Annotated in this window: 16 protein-coding genes, 1 tRNA gene and 1 pseudogene; 9 read left to right on the plus strand and 9 right to left on the minus strand. The window is 42.2% G+C overall.

Annotation, left to right across the window (positions count from 1 at the left end; translation table 11 throughout):
- The first annotated feature begins 65 nt into the window (after positions 1-65).
- A complete protein-coding gene (locus FFM75_RS06070) occupies positions 66-941 on the plus strand; it encodes a MurR/RpiR family transcriptional regulator (protein ID WP_137628300.1) in 876 nt (291 codons plus the stop codon).
- Between the two features lie 28 nt (positions 942-969).
- Complete coding sequence (locus FFM75_RS06075) at positions 970-1,743, plus strand: GH25 family lysozyme (RefSeq protein WP_137628301.1); 774 nt, start codon at positions 970-972, stop codon at positions 1,741-1,743.
- Positions 1,744-1,803: 60 nt separating this feature from the next.
- Here the strand turns inward: FFM75_RS06075 and FFM75_RS06080 are convergent, their stop codons facing one another.
- Positions 1,804-2,190: a DUF4828 domain-containing protein gene (locus tag FFM75_RS06080; protein ID WP_137628302.1), complete on the minus strand. Its 387-nt coding sequence runs from the start codon at positions 2,188-2,190 to the stop codon at positions 1,804-1,806.
- Between the two features lie 202 nt (positions 2,191-2,392).
- Here FFM75_RS06080 and FFM75_RS06085 point away from each other — a divergent pair, with 202 nt between their 5' ends.
- The 3 genes from FFM75_RS06085 to FFM75_RS06095 all read left to right on the plus strand — a co-directional run bounded on the left by FFM75_RS06085 (position 2,393) and on the right by FFM75_RS06095 (position 4,883).
- The gene (locus FFM75_RS06085) at positions 2,393-3,403 is read left to right on the plus strand and encodes a Gfo/Idh/MocA family protein (protein ID WP_137628303.1); all 1,011 of its coding nucleotides are present in this window, start codon (positions 2,393-2,395) and stop codon (positions 3,401-3,403) included.
- A 12-nt stretch (positions 3,404-3,415) separates the two neighbouring features.
- Positions 3,416-4,762 (plus strand): DEAD/DEAH box helicase, encoded by a 1,347-nt coding sequence (locus FFM75_RS06090; protein ID WP_137628304.1) that lies wholly within the window; start codon positions 3,416-3,418, stop codon positions 4,760-4,762.
- Positions 4,763-4,810: 48 nt separating this feature from the next.
- Positions 4,811-4,883: transfer RNA gene (locus tag FFM75_RS06095), tRNA-Arg, on the plus strand.
- 229 nt (positions 4,884-5,112) lie between these two features.
- On the opposite strand, the pseudogene FFM75_RS06100 reads toward FFM75_RS06095, so the two are convergent.
- The 4 genes and pseudogenes from FFM75_RS06100 to FFM75_RS06115 all read right to left on the minus strand — a co-directional run bounded on the left by FFM75_RS06100 (position 5,113) and on the right by FFM75_RS06115 (position 7,963).
- Positions 5,113-5,985, minus strand: a pseudogene (locus FFM75_RS06100) (IS982 family transposase).
- A 494-nt stretch (positions 5,986-6,479) separates the two neighbouring features.
- Positions 6,480-6,773, minus strand: coding sequence for a hypothetical protein (locus FFM75_RS06105; protein ID WP_137628305.1), 294 nt, complete (start codon positions 6,771-6,773; stop codon positions 6,480-6,482).
- A complete protein-coding gene (locus tag FFM75_RS06110; protein WP_137628306.1) occupies positions 6,749-7,066 on the minus strand; it encodes a hypothetical protein in 318 nt (105 codons plus the stop codon). Before FFM75_RS06110 ends, FFM75_RS06105 begins: the two co-directional genes overlap by 25 nt.
- Positions 7,067-7,102: 36 nt before the next feature.
- Positions 7,103-7,963, minus strand: a complete 861-nt coding sequence (locus tag FFM75_RS06115; protein WP_042521211.1) for an IS982 family transposase — start codon at positions 7,961-7,963, stop codon at positions 7,103-7,105.
- Positions 7,964-8,255: 292 nt separating this feature from the next.
- Between FFM75_RS06115 and FFM75_RS06120 the strand changes: the two genes are divergently transcribed.
- Positions 8,256-9,638, plus strand: a complete 1,383-nt coding sequence (locus FFM75_RS06120) for a hypothetical protein (protein WP_137628307.1) — start codon at positions 8,256-8,258, stop codon at positions 9,636-9,638.
- A gap of 291 nt (positions 9,639-9,929) precedes the next feature.
- Entirely contained in the window at positions 9,930-11,069 is a 1,140-nt protein-coding gene (locus FFM75_RS06125) for an RNA-guided endonuclease TnpB family protein (protein WP_137628308.1), read from the plus strand.
- Between the two features lie 122 nt (positions 11,070-11,191).
- Here the strand turns inward: FFM75_RS06125 and FFM75_RS06130 are convergent, their stop codons facing one another.
- The 4 genes from FFM75_RS06130 to FFM75_RS06145 all read right to left on the minus strand — a co-directional run bounded on the left by FFM75_RS06130 (position 11,192) and on the right by FFM75_RS06145 (position 13,203).
- A complete protein-coding gene (locus FFM75_RS06130) occupies positions 11,192-11,410 on the minus strand; it encodes a hypothetical protein (RefSeq protein WP_137628309.1) in 219 nt (72 codons plus the stop codon).
- Positions 11,411-11,414: 4 nt separating this feature from the next.
- Positions 11,415-11,807 (minus strand): hypothetical protein, encoded by a 393-nt coding sequence (locus FFM75_RS06135; protein ID WP_137628310.1) that lies wholly within the window; start codon positions 11,805-11,807, stop codon positions 11,415-11,417.
- A 72-nt stretch (positions 11,808-11,879) separates the two neighbouring features.
- Positions 11,880-12,605 carry a hypothetical protein gene (locus tag FFM75_RS06140; RefSeq protein WP_137628311.1) on the minus strand — a complete coding sequence of 242 codons (726 nt, stop codon included), beginning with the start codon at positions 12,603-12,605 and terminating at the stop codon, positions 11,880-11,882.
- A gap of 157 nt (positions 12,606-12,762) precedes the next feature.
- Entirely contained in the window at positions 12,763-13,203 is a 441-nt protein-coding gene (locus tag FFM75_RS06145; RefSeq protein WP_137628312.1) for a universal stress protein, read from the minus strand.
- A 137-nt stretch (positions 13,204-13,340) separates the two neighbouring features.
- Here FFM75_RS06145 and FFM75_RS06150 point away from each other — a divergent pair, with 137 nt between their 5' ends.
- Both FFM75_RS06150 and FFM75_RS06155 read left to right on the plus strand, forming a co-directional pair.
- Entirely contained in the window at positions 13,341-14,657 is a 1,317-nt protein-coding gene (locus tag FFM75_RS06150; RefSeq protein ID WP_223876624.1) for a PTS transporter subunit EIIC, read from the plus strand.
- Positions 14,647-15,513, plus strand: coding sequence for an alpha/beta hydrolase (locus FFM75_RS06155; RefSeq protein WP_137628313.1), 867 nt, complete (start codon positions 14,647-14,649; stop codon positions 15,511-15,513). Before FFM75_RS06150 ends, FFM75_RS06155 begins: the two co-directional genes overlap by 11 nt.
- Positions 15,514-15,550 lie beyond the last annotated feature (37 nt).

Consider the following 15,550-nt stretch of genomic DNA (forward strand, 5'->3'; position numbering starts at 1 on the left):
AACTTAGCGTGGTTTAGGGCAAATTGGTAAACTGTGGTAAAATTTGGTCATGGAGGTGAGCCGACGTGGCCACACAAAAGACGCATCGTAATCGCGTGTTGACCTTGATTCGCTCATATTACCCGAATTTGAGTAATACTGATCGCAAGATTGCCGATTACATTATTAAGGACCCCGTTAAAACGGCGGCCCAATCAATTTCAGATTTAGCGGCGGCCGTGGGCGTTTCGACAGCGACCGTATCGCGGTTCGTTAAGCGGATTAGCTTTAGTAGTTTTCGCGACTTTTCGCGTGAGTTAACGGCGGCCGAACCATTAGAACAAAGCAAAGCAGACGTCTTTCAAGATGTGGAAAAGCAAACGACTTTTAAAGGCATCGCCGAATCGACCTTTGCCAGTATTCGGAGCTCACTGGATCAAACGAGCCAAGTGATGACGGAAGCCGACTTAAAACAAGCCACACACTTGTTATTAAAAGCCCGAACGATTGGTTTTTACGGTTTAGGTGGTTCTGCGGTCGCCGCTTTAGATGGGTATCATAAGTTCGTCCGCACCGGTATTCCATGTGCGCATAATGCCGATTATGATATGCAGCTGATGCAAGCTGCCCAAATGACGGCTAAAGACGTCGCCGTGGTGATCTCACATACGGGACGTAATCAACAAACCTTACAAATTTTAAGTACCTTAGCAGAACATCAAGTGCCCGTGATTGCGCTAACGAGTTTTGGCAATTCACCGTTGGCGAAAGGCAGTGCCGTGGCGTTTATTTCGGTCGCTGAAGAAATCAACTACCGTTCAGAAGGCTTGACGTCACTAATTGCGCAGATGAGCATTATTGACAGCTTATTCTTGATGACCGCGGTGCATGGTAATTTACAAATGGCGCAGAGCTTAAGTCGCGTTCGTGAAGCGATTAGTCAGACACGAACGGAGATTTAACGCCGGTTTGGCAGATGGGATTGATTAAATGGCGCAGCAACATCTTAAACCAGTTTATGCCCGGACTCGGGGTGCACGGTGGCGACATCGGCTCAGCTTAGTGCTGATTCTAGCCGTGATCGCCCTGTTGGGCTGGGGTGGTCTGCAATGGTTACATATGCGACGCACGGCGGTGGTCCGCGGGTTTAATGTCCGGGGCGTGGCAGTGAGTCAAAATGACGGTTATTTAGACTTTGACGGCCTTCAAAAAGATGGCTTGAAGTTTGTGTACTTAAAAGCGACGCAAGGGGCAAGTTATACCGATGACAACTTTTCAAGTAATTATTCGCGGGTCCTCGGCACGAGTCTCGGGGTTGGGGTCTATCATGTTTTTAGCTTCTCGACTTCGGCGCAGGCCCAGGCGGCATATTTTGAAAAGACTGTTAATGATAATATTGGTAACTTACCAATCGCCATTCAAGTGCAATATTATGGCAATTATACGGCGGATACACTAGATGTTGCGCGGGCGCAAAAGCAATTACGCGCGCTGGTATTGCGGTTAACGACCCAATATAATCGTAGCTGTGTGATTTGGACGACCCCGACGTTAGCCAAAAAGGTCGTTAAGCCGGTCATTAAAAAGACGCCGTTGTGGCTAGATACCACGAACACGCACCATCGCGCTAACCGGGTCATGTTTATGCACTATTCTAATCGGGCTTTGTATCGGCAAAATGGGACGAGTCAAGAGTTCACTGGTTTGATCTTTAATGGTGATGAGACGGCCTTTCAAAAAGTCATTGCCAAAGGCCTGCAGTAATAAAAAATTAGCACCTAATCTGAAACGCTTCAGATTAGGTGCTAATTTTACTTACGGATTTTAGTTACTGGCCGCTTCATCTAATTGATGGGGTGATAAAATCACGTAATTACGGTTATCCGCTTCATCGAATAACGAAACCGGGCGTTGTTCGTTAGCCTTAATTTCAAGGTGGAACCCGTATTTATCGAGCAAAACCAATTCACTGGTGGAGATTGATTCAACCGTGGCCGGCATCGCGCGACCGTCGATTTTAATAATCATATTCGGGTCAATCTCTAACTTGTGATCACGGTGATGCTCTTCGTCGCGATACGTCCACGTACCCGCGTAGAAGACCGCCAGATCGCCACTTGTCTGTTGGGTCGAGTGTTGCTTGCGTAATAATGTGCTTGAGAGTCCTGCCAGTAATGAAAGGCCAAATAAAATGGCGCCACGTCGCTTCACCGGATCAACCTTCTTTCTTAAAGTTTACAGTTAAAATATACCACTATTTCTAAGCCCCCGTCACGCAATATGGATTTCTTAGCAAAGCTTTTAAACGATTGACATTTTTAAGTAATGGATGACATCTTTTCGACGCAAAACTGGTAAACTGTAATTATAGGTAAATTAAACCGGTTACAGGTGGTAGGAGGCTGTTTTTAGTATGTTAAAATTAGGTATTATTGGGACAAATTGGATTACCCAACAATTTATTGATGCGGCTAAGGCATCTGGCGAATGGGCGTTGACGTCTGTTTATTCCCGCCGTTTAGATCGTGCTGATGAATTTGCGGGCCAAAATGGCGTCAGTGAGACTTTTGATGACTTAGATAAGTTCTTTAGTAACGGTCACTTTGATGCGGTTTATATCGCCTCACCAAATAGTGTGCATTTTAGCCAAGCTAAGTTAGCCATCGAACATGGTAAGCATGTGATCGTTGAAAAGCCAGCGGTCGCTAACCAAGCTGAATTTGAAGCGTTAGATGAGTTATTGCGGGCGCATCCGGGGGTATTGTACTTTGAAGCTGCCCGGCAAGTGCATGAAGAAAACTTCAAACTGATTCAAGCCAAGTTACGTACGATGGACCGGATCCAAGGGGCGACGTTAACTTACATGAAGTATTCATCACGTTATGACGCCGTCTTAGATGGGCAAGAACCGAATGTCTTTTCATTGAAGTTTGCCGGTGGTGCCTTGCAAGACTTAGGCGTGTACTTGGCCTATGATGCGGTCGCTTGGTTTGGGATGCCCGATGATGTGGCTTACTATCCAACTTTAGGTCCCACCAAAGTCGATGACAGTGGGGTGGCCATTTTACGTTACCCAAGTTTTAACGTGACGTTGAATACCGGGAAGTCGAGCAATTCTTACTTGCCATCTGAAATTTATGGCTTGAAAGACACGATCGTGATGGATAATGCCGCTGAACTAGGACAAGTCACCTATCATCGTGCTGATGGCAAAACTGACAACTTAGGCGTCGCCCCAGATAAGAATCCCATGCTGGCTGAAGCCCGTGACTTTGCGGCAGTCATCAATGATCCTGCTAGTCACGCTAAGGATTATCAAGCTTGGCGTCAATTGAGTCGCAATGTTAATAAACTACTATTTAATTTACGGCAATCGGCGCATCTGTACTTTTCAGATGCAGAACGCGATACGCCCGCTGAATAGAAACGAGGAACTATGTTAGACGTATTTAAAGAAAAATTTGCCGCACAAGGCTTTACCCAACCGTCACCAATTCAAACGGCGGTCGAAGCCCCCATGTTAGCGGGCACTTCCGTGTTGGGGTTAGCCCCGACCGGGTCAGGGAAAACTTTGGCGTTTACGTGGCCGATGTTAGAAATGATTCGCGTCGGTGAAGGGACCCAAGCGTTGATTTTAGCGCCATCACAAGAATTAGCGATGCAAACGACCAGTGTGGTCCGTGAGTGGGCCCAATTGATCGATGCTAAGGTATTGGCGTTGACTGGTGGTGCCAATGTTAAACGGCAGATGGAAAAGCTGAAGAAGCATCCAGAAATTATCGTGGGGACACCTGGTCGGGTGACCAACTTGATTGGCACGGGTAAGTTAAAGCTCGGTCATTTGCAGTTAATGATCGTCGATGAAGCCGATGAGTTGTTAACGGATGAAACGTTGGACCAAATTCGTGAAATCTTAGATGCGACCTTTGCGGAAACCTTGCAATTAGGGTTCTTCTCAGCGACTGAAACCAAGATTTTGGATGAATTACCACGTTGGTTCGGCCAAAAGGTTGAAAAGATCGATGTGCGCGCAATTGACCAAACGCAAGGTGAAGTTCGGCATCGCACGATGGAAGTCGGTAATCGCCATCGCGTTGATTTGTTGAAGCGAATCAGCCGTGTCGACCATTTACGAGCGTTAGTCTTCTTCAATAAGATGCAAGAACTCCAACATGTGGTCGTTGAATTACGGCACCAACATGTCAGCTTTGCCGCGTTGACGAGTAATCAGCGCCAAGTGGACCGGGAAAAGGCGTTGCGCTTGTTCCGACAAGGTAAAGTTGAATTGTTATTGACGACTGATTTGGCGGCCCGGGGCTTAGATGTACCTGAATTGCCAGCTGTCATCAACTTCCAATTGCCTAAAGATGTCACGACTTATATCCATCGCAGTGGTCGGACTGGCCGGATGGGTGCTAAAGGTTTAGTGATCACGATGGGTGATGACCATGATATTCGTGACTTCAAGAAGATGATGAAACCCACGGATTATGAGGTTAAACCCGCCTATCTAGCCGGATATCAAATCGTTGATACTAAGCCAGCCAAGGTCAAGCCAGCTTTAGCATTCGATCATCCAAGTAGTGGGACCGAAGCAGTTGGCGCCCGGCATCGCGTTGAAGGTATCGGCCATCCTGATACGGTACGACAAGAACCGGTTGGGACACCAGTTAAGCCAGAAATTCGGCCGAAGAAGAAAAAAGGACATAATAAGCATTCCAAGAAAAAAGGGATGCGTAAGAAGAATCGCGACCGATCTAACAATCAAGTTGATAAGTCGTAATTGAAAAATTAGTCAATCCGTGAGATGATATTTTACGGATTGGTTTTTGGCCCCATAGCACAACTGGATAGGGCACCCGCCTCCTAAGCGGTTGATTCCGGTTCAAGTCCGGATGGGGTCATCGAACCCGTAGTTTTGGGTAATTATGGTAAATCAAAAAGCACTACAATTCCTTATTTAACAGGGATTGTAGTGCTTTTTGATTTTGAACTATTCGTTCTGGTTAACGCTGGTTTTACTAATTAGGTACACGAGATTTTTTTACTTGTCAGCAAAGATACGTTCCATGGTCAAATCTAACTGCGAATTTTTCGTGTATTTTATTCTGAATAATGTACGTACGCGTTGCGCTAGTTAATTCCGAGTATTCTAAGATTACGCACTAAAAGACATTGTTCCAACCGTGATTGAAATCCAGTTGATGACCAGACATGAAATTCTTCGATATTAAATAATTCATTCAATTGTGAGAAGGTCGTTTCAATTTTTCGTCGTAGTCGATTCATTAGTCGCTGGTCTGTTACCGGTTGTTTCATGTTTTTTCTAATCGGTGTCCATAAATAAATCAGTCGCTTTTTTAGTTCGTCTTTGAGTGCCTGGCTTAAATAGCCAACATCGGCTAATACTTTTGGACTTGGATATTCATCCATTAACGTATCAACTATTTTGATGTCATGTAGTGAAGCTTTCGTTATGACATAGGCTAAAACAATTCCATTATTACCAACTTCAAAACTGCCCTTAAAACCATAATAATTCATCTTTTTAGTCGTGTTATAGCCAATATTTGCTTGTGACTTCAAGGCTTTAGCACGTAAATTACGGACAGGTTTACATAGTGGCATTGGTAAGCTATCGATAATGGTAAAGCCAATTTTGGGCATACACGTTTTAGTTAGACAAACACGAATAAACTGAATGGAAATCCAAGCTTGACGACACAAACGATTGAATCGAGACCGTTCTGGAAATCTATCAATTGGGAAAATATTGTTCACAAGATAATGATAAAAACGTGTCTGAGTTGTTATTTTTAGCTCAACTTGTCAACACATGAGTGCGATGATCATAGCGTCAGAAACCTTGGCCTGATTGACATTTCTCCGGTGTTGGATAGCTTTAGGTACAAACGATAAGTACAAAGGTTGGATAATTTCCAACCAATTTGCGAGACCGGATTGTAATTTAACGATAGGTTGGTTAGAATTTAATTGGCCTAACATAGGAGACACCTCTTTGCCTTGGAATGCTTGAAGTGTAGCTTGTTTAGGCTATTTTTGTGTAAATGAGATTTTGTTAATTAACTAGCACAACACGTATATTTTAGTTGGAAATACTTTCATTTTCTAATCATTTTAACTTCAATCCGCCGGCATGCCGCTTTTCCTTATAACAAAAGACTCCTTGTATATCGAAATTCTAGTATTTATATCAGCTCCCTTTGTTTTGGAAGAACAATAATCCTGACTCTTTTAGGTGCTCCATACTTATAATAACTTCTCGATAATTTCTGTTACAACAGCGTAAATTTGTCTGTAATTATGAAAATAGAACATTTGATTTGGCTTTTCTTTTGGACCCATTGGTAAAGTAGAAGTCAATATTAACATTGATGATTGCGACCATGTGTTCATCTTGGCATTTGTGAATTCGGCCAAATCCAGACTTATGAATTTGTTTAAGACACTTTGCGGCAATAGGCTCTTTTCAAATTGATTTACAATAATGATTTTCGCATCCCCTTTGGTAACGGTACGACTCCTAGAGCCTTTGTAATATTTGGGCGCCAATATTTGTCATTTTCTAAATTACATCCACATATATAGGTAGTAATCAGTTTGGAGAATTCTCTTCTAACTAATTTTCCAGCATTGCAGATTGTTGTGGGGATTCCAGCAGTCACAATATAATCGAATTCACCTTGAATATTTAATAAATATTGCAAAAGCTCATCGATAATTGGCGTATTAAAAGCTTCCAAAAATGTTAGATGATGCTCGTCTTGATACAAGTCAAGTCGTCATCAAATTCTTCCTGATCAATATTTAGAGCAGCTAGTTGAGCATAACCAAATGCGTTGTTCTTTGAGTCAAATACACGGGCTAAATCAGTTCGATCTTTATCAAGGTTAGATTTACGATAGGTATATGCGCCCATCAAGTTGTATTTTGTTGCATCGACAGTTAGCACCTTAAGCGGATTCGGACTTTTGGCTGAACTTGCAAGAGCCTTGGATAGCTCCATTGCTAGTAAAACACTATCGCCAAAGCGAAGATCGCCATCGATATTAATTATTTTAGCCACAACGGTTCTTCCATTTATATTTATATACCCGTTGTGCTAGTTAATTAGCTGCCAGGTATCTACGAATAAAAGTTGTTCTAATCGACTTTTGAAGCCACGCAGACATCGGGCCCGATTATGTTCAACCTGAAATAAAACCTGCCATTTAGAGAATAAAGTTTCGATCATGCGCCTTTGGCGCTTCAATAAGGTGCTATTCAGTCGTGATTGAGGCATGTTACGGCGTTTGGGTGTCCAGAAATCAATGTGTCGTTGCTTTAATTGATCTTTTAGTGGTTGACTAAGGTAGCCAACATCGGCCAAAACATGTGAGCAAGCGTATTGGTCAATCAATTCTGGCACTAAACGAATATCATGAATTGAAGCAGCTGAAATTGAATAGGCCACTACAATGCCTTGATTGGTGACCTGAAAATGTCCCTTTAAACCATAGAACCATTGTTTCTTGGTGGCATTATAGCCAATGTCAGCAAGTGAGCGTAAAACTTTGGCTCGATGATTACGAATTGATTGGCATAATGGGATTGGAAAACTATCTATGATGGTGTAAGTCACTGATGGTAAACAGTGTTTAACTAAACCAACCCGCAGGGTTTGGAGCAGACAGCCCATAGCTGTGCACCGTCGATTAAAACGAGATCGTTCCGGCAAACCAGTCAGCCCTAACCCAACTAACAGACGATAAAAAGCACATTGATTAGTGATACCAAGTGATACCTGCCAACACATCAAAGCCATGATAGTTACATCTGATATTTTGGCATGATTAGCATTCTTTCTTTGCCGAATTTTGCAGGAAACATAACGTTGATATAGTGGCGTTACAACCGCAACCCAGGGTTGCCAAGGTGCTTGCACGATAGTTGTAGGTTGAGTAAGATAATATTGGCTTGACATCGTTCACACTTCTTTGTTTAGGATACTTAAAAGTGTAAGCCTGCCAGGCTTTTTATGTACTTTAATTGTCCCATTTCAACTAGCACAACGGGTATTTATATAAAAGAATTTTATCATAATAGTGAATTAGCATAGATATTATCCCCTACAATAATATATCGCTATTGGAAAATGAATCCCTTAAAATTAATGACGTTTGCCCCAAGAAATAGTTGTTTTAACCATGAATGTTAAATAGACAGCATCTATAACATTTTTTATAATATAATAAGGAAAATTGGAGGGAGTAAATATGAAAAAAGAGTTTAAATCGGCTTTATTTGTCGCGGGATTAGTCACGATTGGCTGCATTGGGGTTATTACAACCCATACCAGCGTCAGTGCTTCTGCATTGAAGCCAATTACAAACTATAAAACAGTTAAAAACTATGTGTATCTTCCATGGAATGGCTGGTACAGTGGAAAAATGTACACCTCGAAAAACTTAAACAAGGCAATTGACATAGGTGAGGATATATACATCGGTAAAAATAGACCAAAAGAGCAATGGAAAGTCATTGGATCCAAATATATTACAAAAAAGATTGGCAAGACCAATCATAAATTCTATTATGTTAAACATATGAAAAAAATGCCCGGTAAGAAAAAGTGGACGACAGCCAATAAAGGTTGGGTCGATTTTACAAAAGATTCTAGTTACTTATTACGTGTTTATCCAAAGTCTCAACAAGATAAAGACTATAAATTCGCCAAAAATTTGGTTAATCAATTGCATGCTAGTAAGGCTAAAACAAACATTACGAAAGCAACAAATAAGCTTTCGAAAAAGCGCCTCTACGTTAAAAAGCGTAATAAGCCATTTATCGGTGATATTTACGATTCTTTATCTGGTGGTACTTATTCGTGGAACAAAAGTGCAGTGGCAGTCGGTAAACAGTCGAATGCAAGCCTCTATGCGCAGACTCGTGTGATGCAAGGAAACTTAAAATTTTCAAAAGATATGAAGGCAGAATACAAAAGACTGACCGCTAATCACTACAAAAAGCTTAGTCCAAAAATGGCTGCTGGCGATGCATGGACAGCTTTTTCCGTTGTTAAAAAGAGTTCAGACCTCAGGAATCTTGTGCTGAATGGTAGTGAAGCAGTCGACACTTTATCATCCTTTTTAAACGGAAACGGAAGAGTAACAAGCTTTATAACGGCAATGATGTCAACTGACCAGGCTATGTCTATTTACGATATGACACGAGACACGACTGCCGCTCGACTTGCGTTCATCTATGCAATTAACAAGAATCCAAAAATGGCACCTAACGATTGGTTGGAAGCAGCTCAAACAGAGCAGATTTACAATCATTACCGGCATCGTTTGGGTCCTGAGGAGCTTTCATCTCTTGAATTCTATATGAACGACCTAAAAAAAACCGAACTCACCTATTTATTTGGCGGGGATCTGGATACCCAGATGGGGCTCGGCAAATGGGATGAATGGGATAAGCCAGGCTATTTATATGACGTCATATCAAAAATGGTAGGTCCTGAATTGGAAATTGCTCAAACTGAAGATAAATATTTAGAAAAATATTTATCAGTTGATTCAATCGACATTGAAGCTAAATTGACCATTGATTGTGTCGTACCATATATGGACAATTTAAATAGCTTTATACAATAATACTTTTACAAATGTGTACTATTAAAACGGACGGCCCCTTGTTGGTCGTCCGTTTTAAATATAAATCAACTACTTCTACCCGACTGATCTTAGGAGTGAGTACATTCACGCTACTAATTGGGCCCCTTTCGAGGGACTCTTATTAATATTCATTGTAAGCCCTATTTACACCACCATTCCCCTTTTATTAAATAATAGCGAGAAACATGCCCTTTTAAGGGAGTGATGAATCGACTTGGTTTGTGGGCTCACGTCCACATGGTATACTACTGGAAAGAGGTGGTGAAATGCATGACTCTACGAGCAATCAAAACACGTATTTATCCAAACGCAGACCAACAATTACAAATTATGCGTAACTTTGGTGCTGGCCGTTTTGTATGGAATCAATTGCTCAATATGCAGATAGAACGCCATAAAAACGGCGGTAGTTACGTCAATTCATTTGGCATGAATTACCTGCTGAAACCCTTAAAACAAGAATATCCATTTTTAAAGCAAGCTGAGGCAACTTCGTTACAATTAGTTAGTCGTGATTTACACCACGCCTATCAAAAATTATTTAAAGAACACGTGGGATTTCCTCGTTTTAAATCACGTAAATATCCAAAGCAAAGCTATCAAAGCAATGCCGTTAACGGAAATATACAAGCGGTCGGTTCCCATCATCTTCGTTTGCCTAAAATTGGAATCATGCGTTTTAAGAGTGGCCGACAACTTGACGGTAAAATCAAAAACGTTACGGTTCGTCTTTCGTCCACTGGCAAATTTTACGCCATAATTTTGGTTGATAACGAGGTCACCTTACTGCCAAAAACCAGCCGAGGAGTCGGTATCGACATGGGCGTGGCCAACTTAATGATTATTAGTGATGGGGTTAAATACGCCACAAAGCGTTTCGATAAGTGTTTATCCAGGAAGAAACATTACTGGGAAAAGCGCCTAGCACGCCGCAGGGCAGAAGCCAAACGTGAAATTGCGTGGGATAAACACAATAATGTGATTGAACCGCGTGAGTTAAGCGACTTCGCTAATTACCGCAAGGCCAAGTATATGGTTGCCAAGTACTGTGAAAAGGTCGCCAACCAGCGAAATAACTACCTGCATCAACTAACCACAGCGCTGGTAAAACAGTATGATGTGATCAAAATTGAAGATTTGAAAATCAAAAATCTACTAAGCAATCACAAATTAGCACGAGCAATTGCTAATCAAGCGTGGCGTGAGCTACGCGCCATGTTGGAGTATAAATGTGACTGGTACGGCAAACAGTTAATCACTGTAAATCCGTATAAAACTAGTCAACGATGTTCTACGTGTGGTTACGATGATGGTAAACATGCCCTAGATATTCGCGAATGGAATTGTCCAGTATGTGGTACGCAACATGACCGAGATATTAACGCATCTATTAACATTTTGAATGCGTAACAAACTAATCTGGCTTGGAACAAGCCTTAGTAAATAGCTGTCACCGCTACTGGAAATGCTTAGGCATTTGTCGGCAAGTTTGCAGCGTTCCTAGAAGCTCGGCCTTTTAAGGGTCGAGTAGTTCACAAATATTGCTGTAGGTGATTGACGGTCCTTTTTTTAGCGATGGCTCCTGCAGGCGTGGTATATAACTTCTGCGGATCTGCGTTGGCTTGTAAATATGCCGGTGTGTAGTGGTCATAGTAGTAACCGTTAAACTTAGAGAAATGATACGTGATACTAGGATGTTTGGCAATCTTCTTAGTTTTATACCAATAGGTGGTACTACCAACGTTTTCCATATTGTCAGGAACCACGGCTCGTAATGCGGCATGGCCTTTGTGGGAGACTTTTTTTCCAATAAGGATAAGAATCAGTGGCATAACGTGCAACGACATAATAGTTTTTAGGTGTCTGTTTCACAACTAATTGTGAGTGTCCCATGGCATAGCTCGGAAACTTAGCGCCGGAAATGCGATACCAACTGCCAGTGAAACCATCTTTAGTATCGAAATGGTATTTTGTTGCTTTTAATTTGTTGTAAGTCCCGTAATCACTATCGTAATGGTACCAAGTGCCTCGCAATGAGGTTGGGACGGTGGTGTAAGTTTTAGCGCTGGCGGTTTGATTATTGGTTATTAGCGCTAGGCCGAATGCTGCAATTGTTAAAAGTAGTGCGATTCCCCGATGATTTTTCAATAGAACTTTCTTCAAAGTAAGTGGTTAAGAAAAAGGCGATGTCATGACGGCATCGCCTTTGAGTTAAGGTATTTAGTTCAGCGTTTCAATAGCATTAGATAACGCTTGAGCCATATTTTCTATAGGGTCAGAAAAATCACCATCATTTGCGCGAATAACATCGTTCAAACGACTGTTCAAAGCTGCCAACTGTGCATTAGTAACTGAATTAAAACGACCAGCGAAGATTTGATAAGCCGCTGACATTGCCTTAGCATCTTGCAAAGTTGCACTATAAAAATGCATGTCATAAACAGCCGCAGACAACCCATCGCTTTCATACGTATTAGTTGTATTGACGCTTGAAATGTCCTTTAACGCGTAATCTTGATGGTCAGCTGACATCATCCGAATAGCAGCCAACATCTTCTTAATATCAGACTTCCGTTGGTTCAAGGCTTTCATATTGATCTTGCTCAAATTACCACGCCAAGCCCAGCCTTTAACGGAGCCTTTACTGTTCTTGATATAGTAATAAACGGCTTTTTTACCATTGGTCTTTTTAACAGTAGCTGACTTAGTGGCATAAAAAGTTGTTCTTAGATAATTCTTACCGTTATGGTTCTTCTTGGTTAATTTAGCGCTGGAATAAACATAGCCACCATTGATATGGTAAGCCGTTTTCTTCATCGATTTACTACTGATCAACTTGGCCGACTTAGTCTTAGCCGCCACGTTCATTGTATTGCTTGGCATTGCTGCCACACCCATGCTCAGCGATAATACCCCGACCGCTGCAAGCTTAAATAATTTACGCATTGTTTGCGCCTCCAAAGTTAAGTTATGTTACGTCATAATTATATCATTATTACTAAATTAATATGAGTGCGTTTAACAAGTTAGCGACAAATTATGACATAAAAAATCAGCACCTAACTAGTGGGCAAGTTAGGTGCTGATGAACGTTATAGCTTAATTATCGAATCACAATCACATTACAAGGTGCATGGTCAACCACATAACTCGTCGTAGACCCAACTGCCACACGATGCGGAGAATCTTTACCGGTGGCACCCAGCACGATTAAATCGATGTCTGAATGTTGCTTCGCATAATCAGCAATCGTGCGTTTGGGATTACCGTAAGCGACCTCGGCTTTGAATTGTGGTACCGTCGTGGTGGCCACGAAACGTTGGCGGTCGCGCATGTCAGCGTTAGCGTGACTAGCTTCAGCATCTAGCAACTCGTTTAAAACGGGATCAAGTGCTGGTGCATGATAAGCACTGTCATCAACGACATACAACGCGGTTAAAGTAGCGGTGTGCCGTTGCGCAATATTCACGGCTTCATTGAACGCTGCGGCAGCTTGGGCAGAACTATCGACGGGAATTAACACATGCTTGTAAGTACTTGGCATGATGACCACCTCCAGTGATTTTGCTTAAGCATATCGGATTAAGTGACGTTAAGGAAGCTAAATGCATCTTTTAAGTTAATTTTATATTTTTTTCAGGGGCGGTGGCGTATGATTTGAGTTAGTTAGGGAGATAGGGGATGAGCAGTATTAATAAAATGATGAACCAGTTACAGCGATTCGATACGGCGGTCGCGCAGCAGCGTTATTTTCGCGCGATTCGCGATACGTTGACATTGTTGTTTCCATTTGTATTAGTTGGGGCGTTTATCAATGTGTTGAACCAAGCCGTTTTTTCGAAAAATGGCTTTTTCAATCACATCTATTATTTATCACATTGGATACCAGGTTTTAAACTGTGGTCGCAATATACCACGATGTTGAGTATCAGCGTTAACGACTTGATTGCGGTGATTGCCGCGTTTGCGGTCGCCAACTTTGTGGTGCGGTCGACAAATCGGGATAACTTATTGGCCGGGTTAACGTCGGCGCTATGTTTTGTCATGTTGAACTTCAACTTCGACTTTTTCAGTGATCAAGAAGACGCCAATGGGTCGCAATTTTTGGAAGGTAACTTGGGGTCACAGGGGATCTTTTTAGCAATTTTAGTTGGTTTACTAACTGGCTGGATTTTTAGCAAGTTAGCGTTTAAGCCCCACGACCATCAATTAATCGAAAGTCGGACCCATTTGTTACAACGGGCTAAGAACAATATGTTGCCGATTATTTTAAGTTTACTGATTTTCAGTGCGATTGGATTTGGCATCAGCTTTGTAAGTCCAATGGGGCTAAACGGTATTTTTTATGCCGCCTTTAAACTACCATTCAATAAAATCTCACATATTATGATCACGATTTTCTTAGCCACGTTATTAAGCAATTTATTCTGGCTAATTGGGATTATTGGCCCGATTAGTTTTAGTGGGAATGGTTCGGTGAGCACCGTACAAAATCTGCAATACGCGATTCAACATGGATCTGCTTGGGGCGCACCAAATCCAATCACGATTCATACGGTCTATGATGCGTTTGCCAATGTCGGTGGACCGGGGATGACGTTAGCGCTTATTATTGCTATTTTGTGGCAATCCCGGAATCAAGATTTTCGTTTAGTGGCGAAGACGAGTTGGCTACCAGCCATCTTTAACTTTAATCAACCGTTATTAGTCGGGTTACCAATCTTATATAGTCCATTATTAGCCGTGCCGTTCTTGTTAGCGCCCATGGCCAGCATGGTCATTACGTGGGTGGCATTGAAACTCAGTTGGATGCCACCGGTGGCTTATCCAATCTATCGGACGATGCCAGGCTTTTTGATGGGCTGGCTTGGAACCGGTGGCGACTGGCGGGCGTTACTGGTTAGTGTGATCAACTTGGCCGTTGCGACTGCGATTTATTTGCCGTTTATTTTAATTAATAACCGCATTGTAACGGGAGGTGCCGACCATGAAGCGTAATTGGTGGCGTTGGTTAATTGGGTTAGTCGTCTTAGTGGCGGTTTGTTGGCCAGCTTATAATTGGAGTCGGACCAATATCAAGACGTTAAAAGATGCTGGCCGAACTCGGATGGCGCCAGTCATTATGGTGCCCGGGTCAAGTGCGAGTCAGAACCGTTTTGATAGTTTGATTAAAGAATTAGGCAAAGAAACGCCGCAAAAGCATAGCGTTTTGAAGTTAACGGTCGCAACTGATGGGTCGATTAAATATAGTGGCTCAATCAAGCGTAACGACTACGAACCCTTTATCGTGGTAGGCTTTGAAAATAACAAAGACGGCAAAGCCAATATCGATAAGCAAGCCGTTTGGTTGAATACGGCGTTTAAGGCGCTAGTGAAGACGTATCGCTTCAATCATTTTCGGGCGATGGGACATTCTAACGGTGGGTTGATTTGGACCTTGTTCTTAGAACGGTACTTAAAAGAATCACCGAAAGTGACGATTGATCGCTTTATGACGATTGCATCGCCATATAATATGGAGTCAACTAGTTCGACGCCGACGACAAGCATGTACAAAGAACTGTACAAATATCGTGATGGGTTACCAAGCTCGTTAACGATGTACTCGATTGCCGGCACGGAAAATTATACGAGTGATGGCACGGTGCCATATAATAGTGTCAACGCCGGAAAGTATATTTTCCAAAATCAAGTGAAGCATTTTACGGAAGTGACGGTCACTGGGGCCAATACGACCCACTCAGATTTGCCACAAAATAAGCAAATTGTCGCATTGATTCGCCAATATCTCTTAGAAGAAAACGTGCCAAATAAGATTCGTAAGCAAAATCAACGTCGGCTGCAAGGACAGTAGCTAGTCGTGGTAAGGAGGCAGTCAATCATAATGATGG

The sequence above is a fragment of the Lactiplantibacillus daowaiensis genome (assembly GCF_005405085.1).
Taxonomy (GTDB): Bacteria; Bacillota; Bacilli; order Lactobacillales; family Lactobacillaceae; genus Lactiplantibacillus; species Lactiplantibacillus daowaiensis.

Coding starts and splice junctions, on each gene's coding strand:
- FFM75_RS06075 (WP_137628301.1), top strand. CDS start 970: ATGGCGCAGCAACATCTTAAACCAGTTTATGCCCGGACTCGGGGTGCA.
- FFM75_RS06085 (WP_137628303.1), top strand. CDS start 2,393: ATGTTAAAATTAGGTATTATTGGGACAAATTGGATTACCCAACAATTT.
- FFM75_RS06130 (WP_137628309.1), bottom strand. CDS start 11,410: ATGGAAAACGTTGGTAGTACCACCTATTGGTATAAAACTAAGAAGATT.
- FFM75_RS06120 (WP_137628307.1), top strand. CDS start 8,256: ATGAAAAAAGAGTTTAAATCGGCTTTATTTGTCGCGGGATTAGTCACG.
- FFM75_RS06090 (WP_137628304.1), top strand. CDS start 3,416: ATGTTAGACGTATTTAAAGAAAAATTTGCCGCACAAGGCTTTACCCAA.
- FFM75_RS06150 (WP_223876624.1), top strand. CDS start 13,341: ATGAGCAGTATTAATAAAATGATGAACCAGTTACAGCGATTCGATACG.
- FFM75_RS06145 (WP_137628312.1), bottom strand. CDS start 13,203: ATGCCAAGTACTTACAAGCATGTGTTAATTCCCGTCGATAGTTCTGCC.
- FFM75_RS06155 (WP_137628313.1), top strand. CDS start 14,647: ATGAAGCGTAATTGGTGGCGTTGGTTAATTGGGTTAGTCGTCTTAGTG.
- FFM75_RS06125 (WP_137628308.1), top strand. CDS start 9,930: ATGACTCTACGAGCAATCAAAACACGTATTTATCCAAACGCAGACCAA.
- FFM75_RS06115 (WP_042521211.1), bottom strand. CDS start 7,963: ATGTCAAGCCAATATTATCTTACTCAACCTACAACTATCGTGCAAGCA.
- FFM75_RS06140 (WP_137628311.1), bottom strand. CDS start 12,605: ATGCGTAAATTATTTAAGCTTGCAGCGGTCGGGGTATTATCGCTGAGC.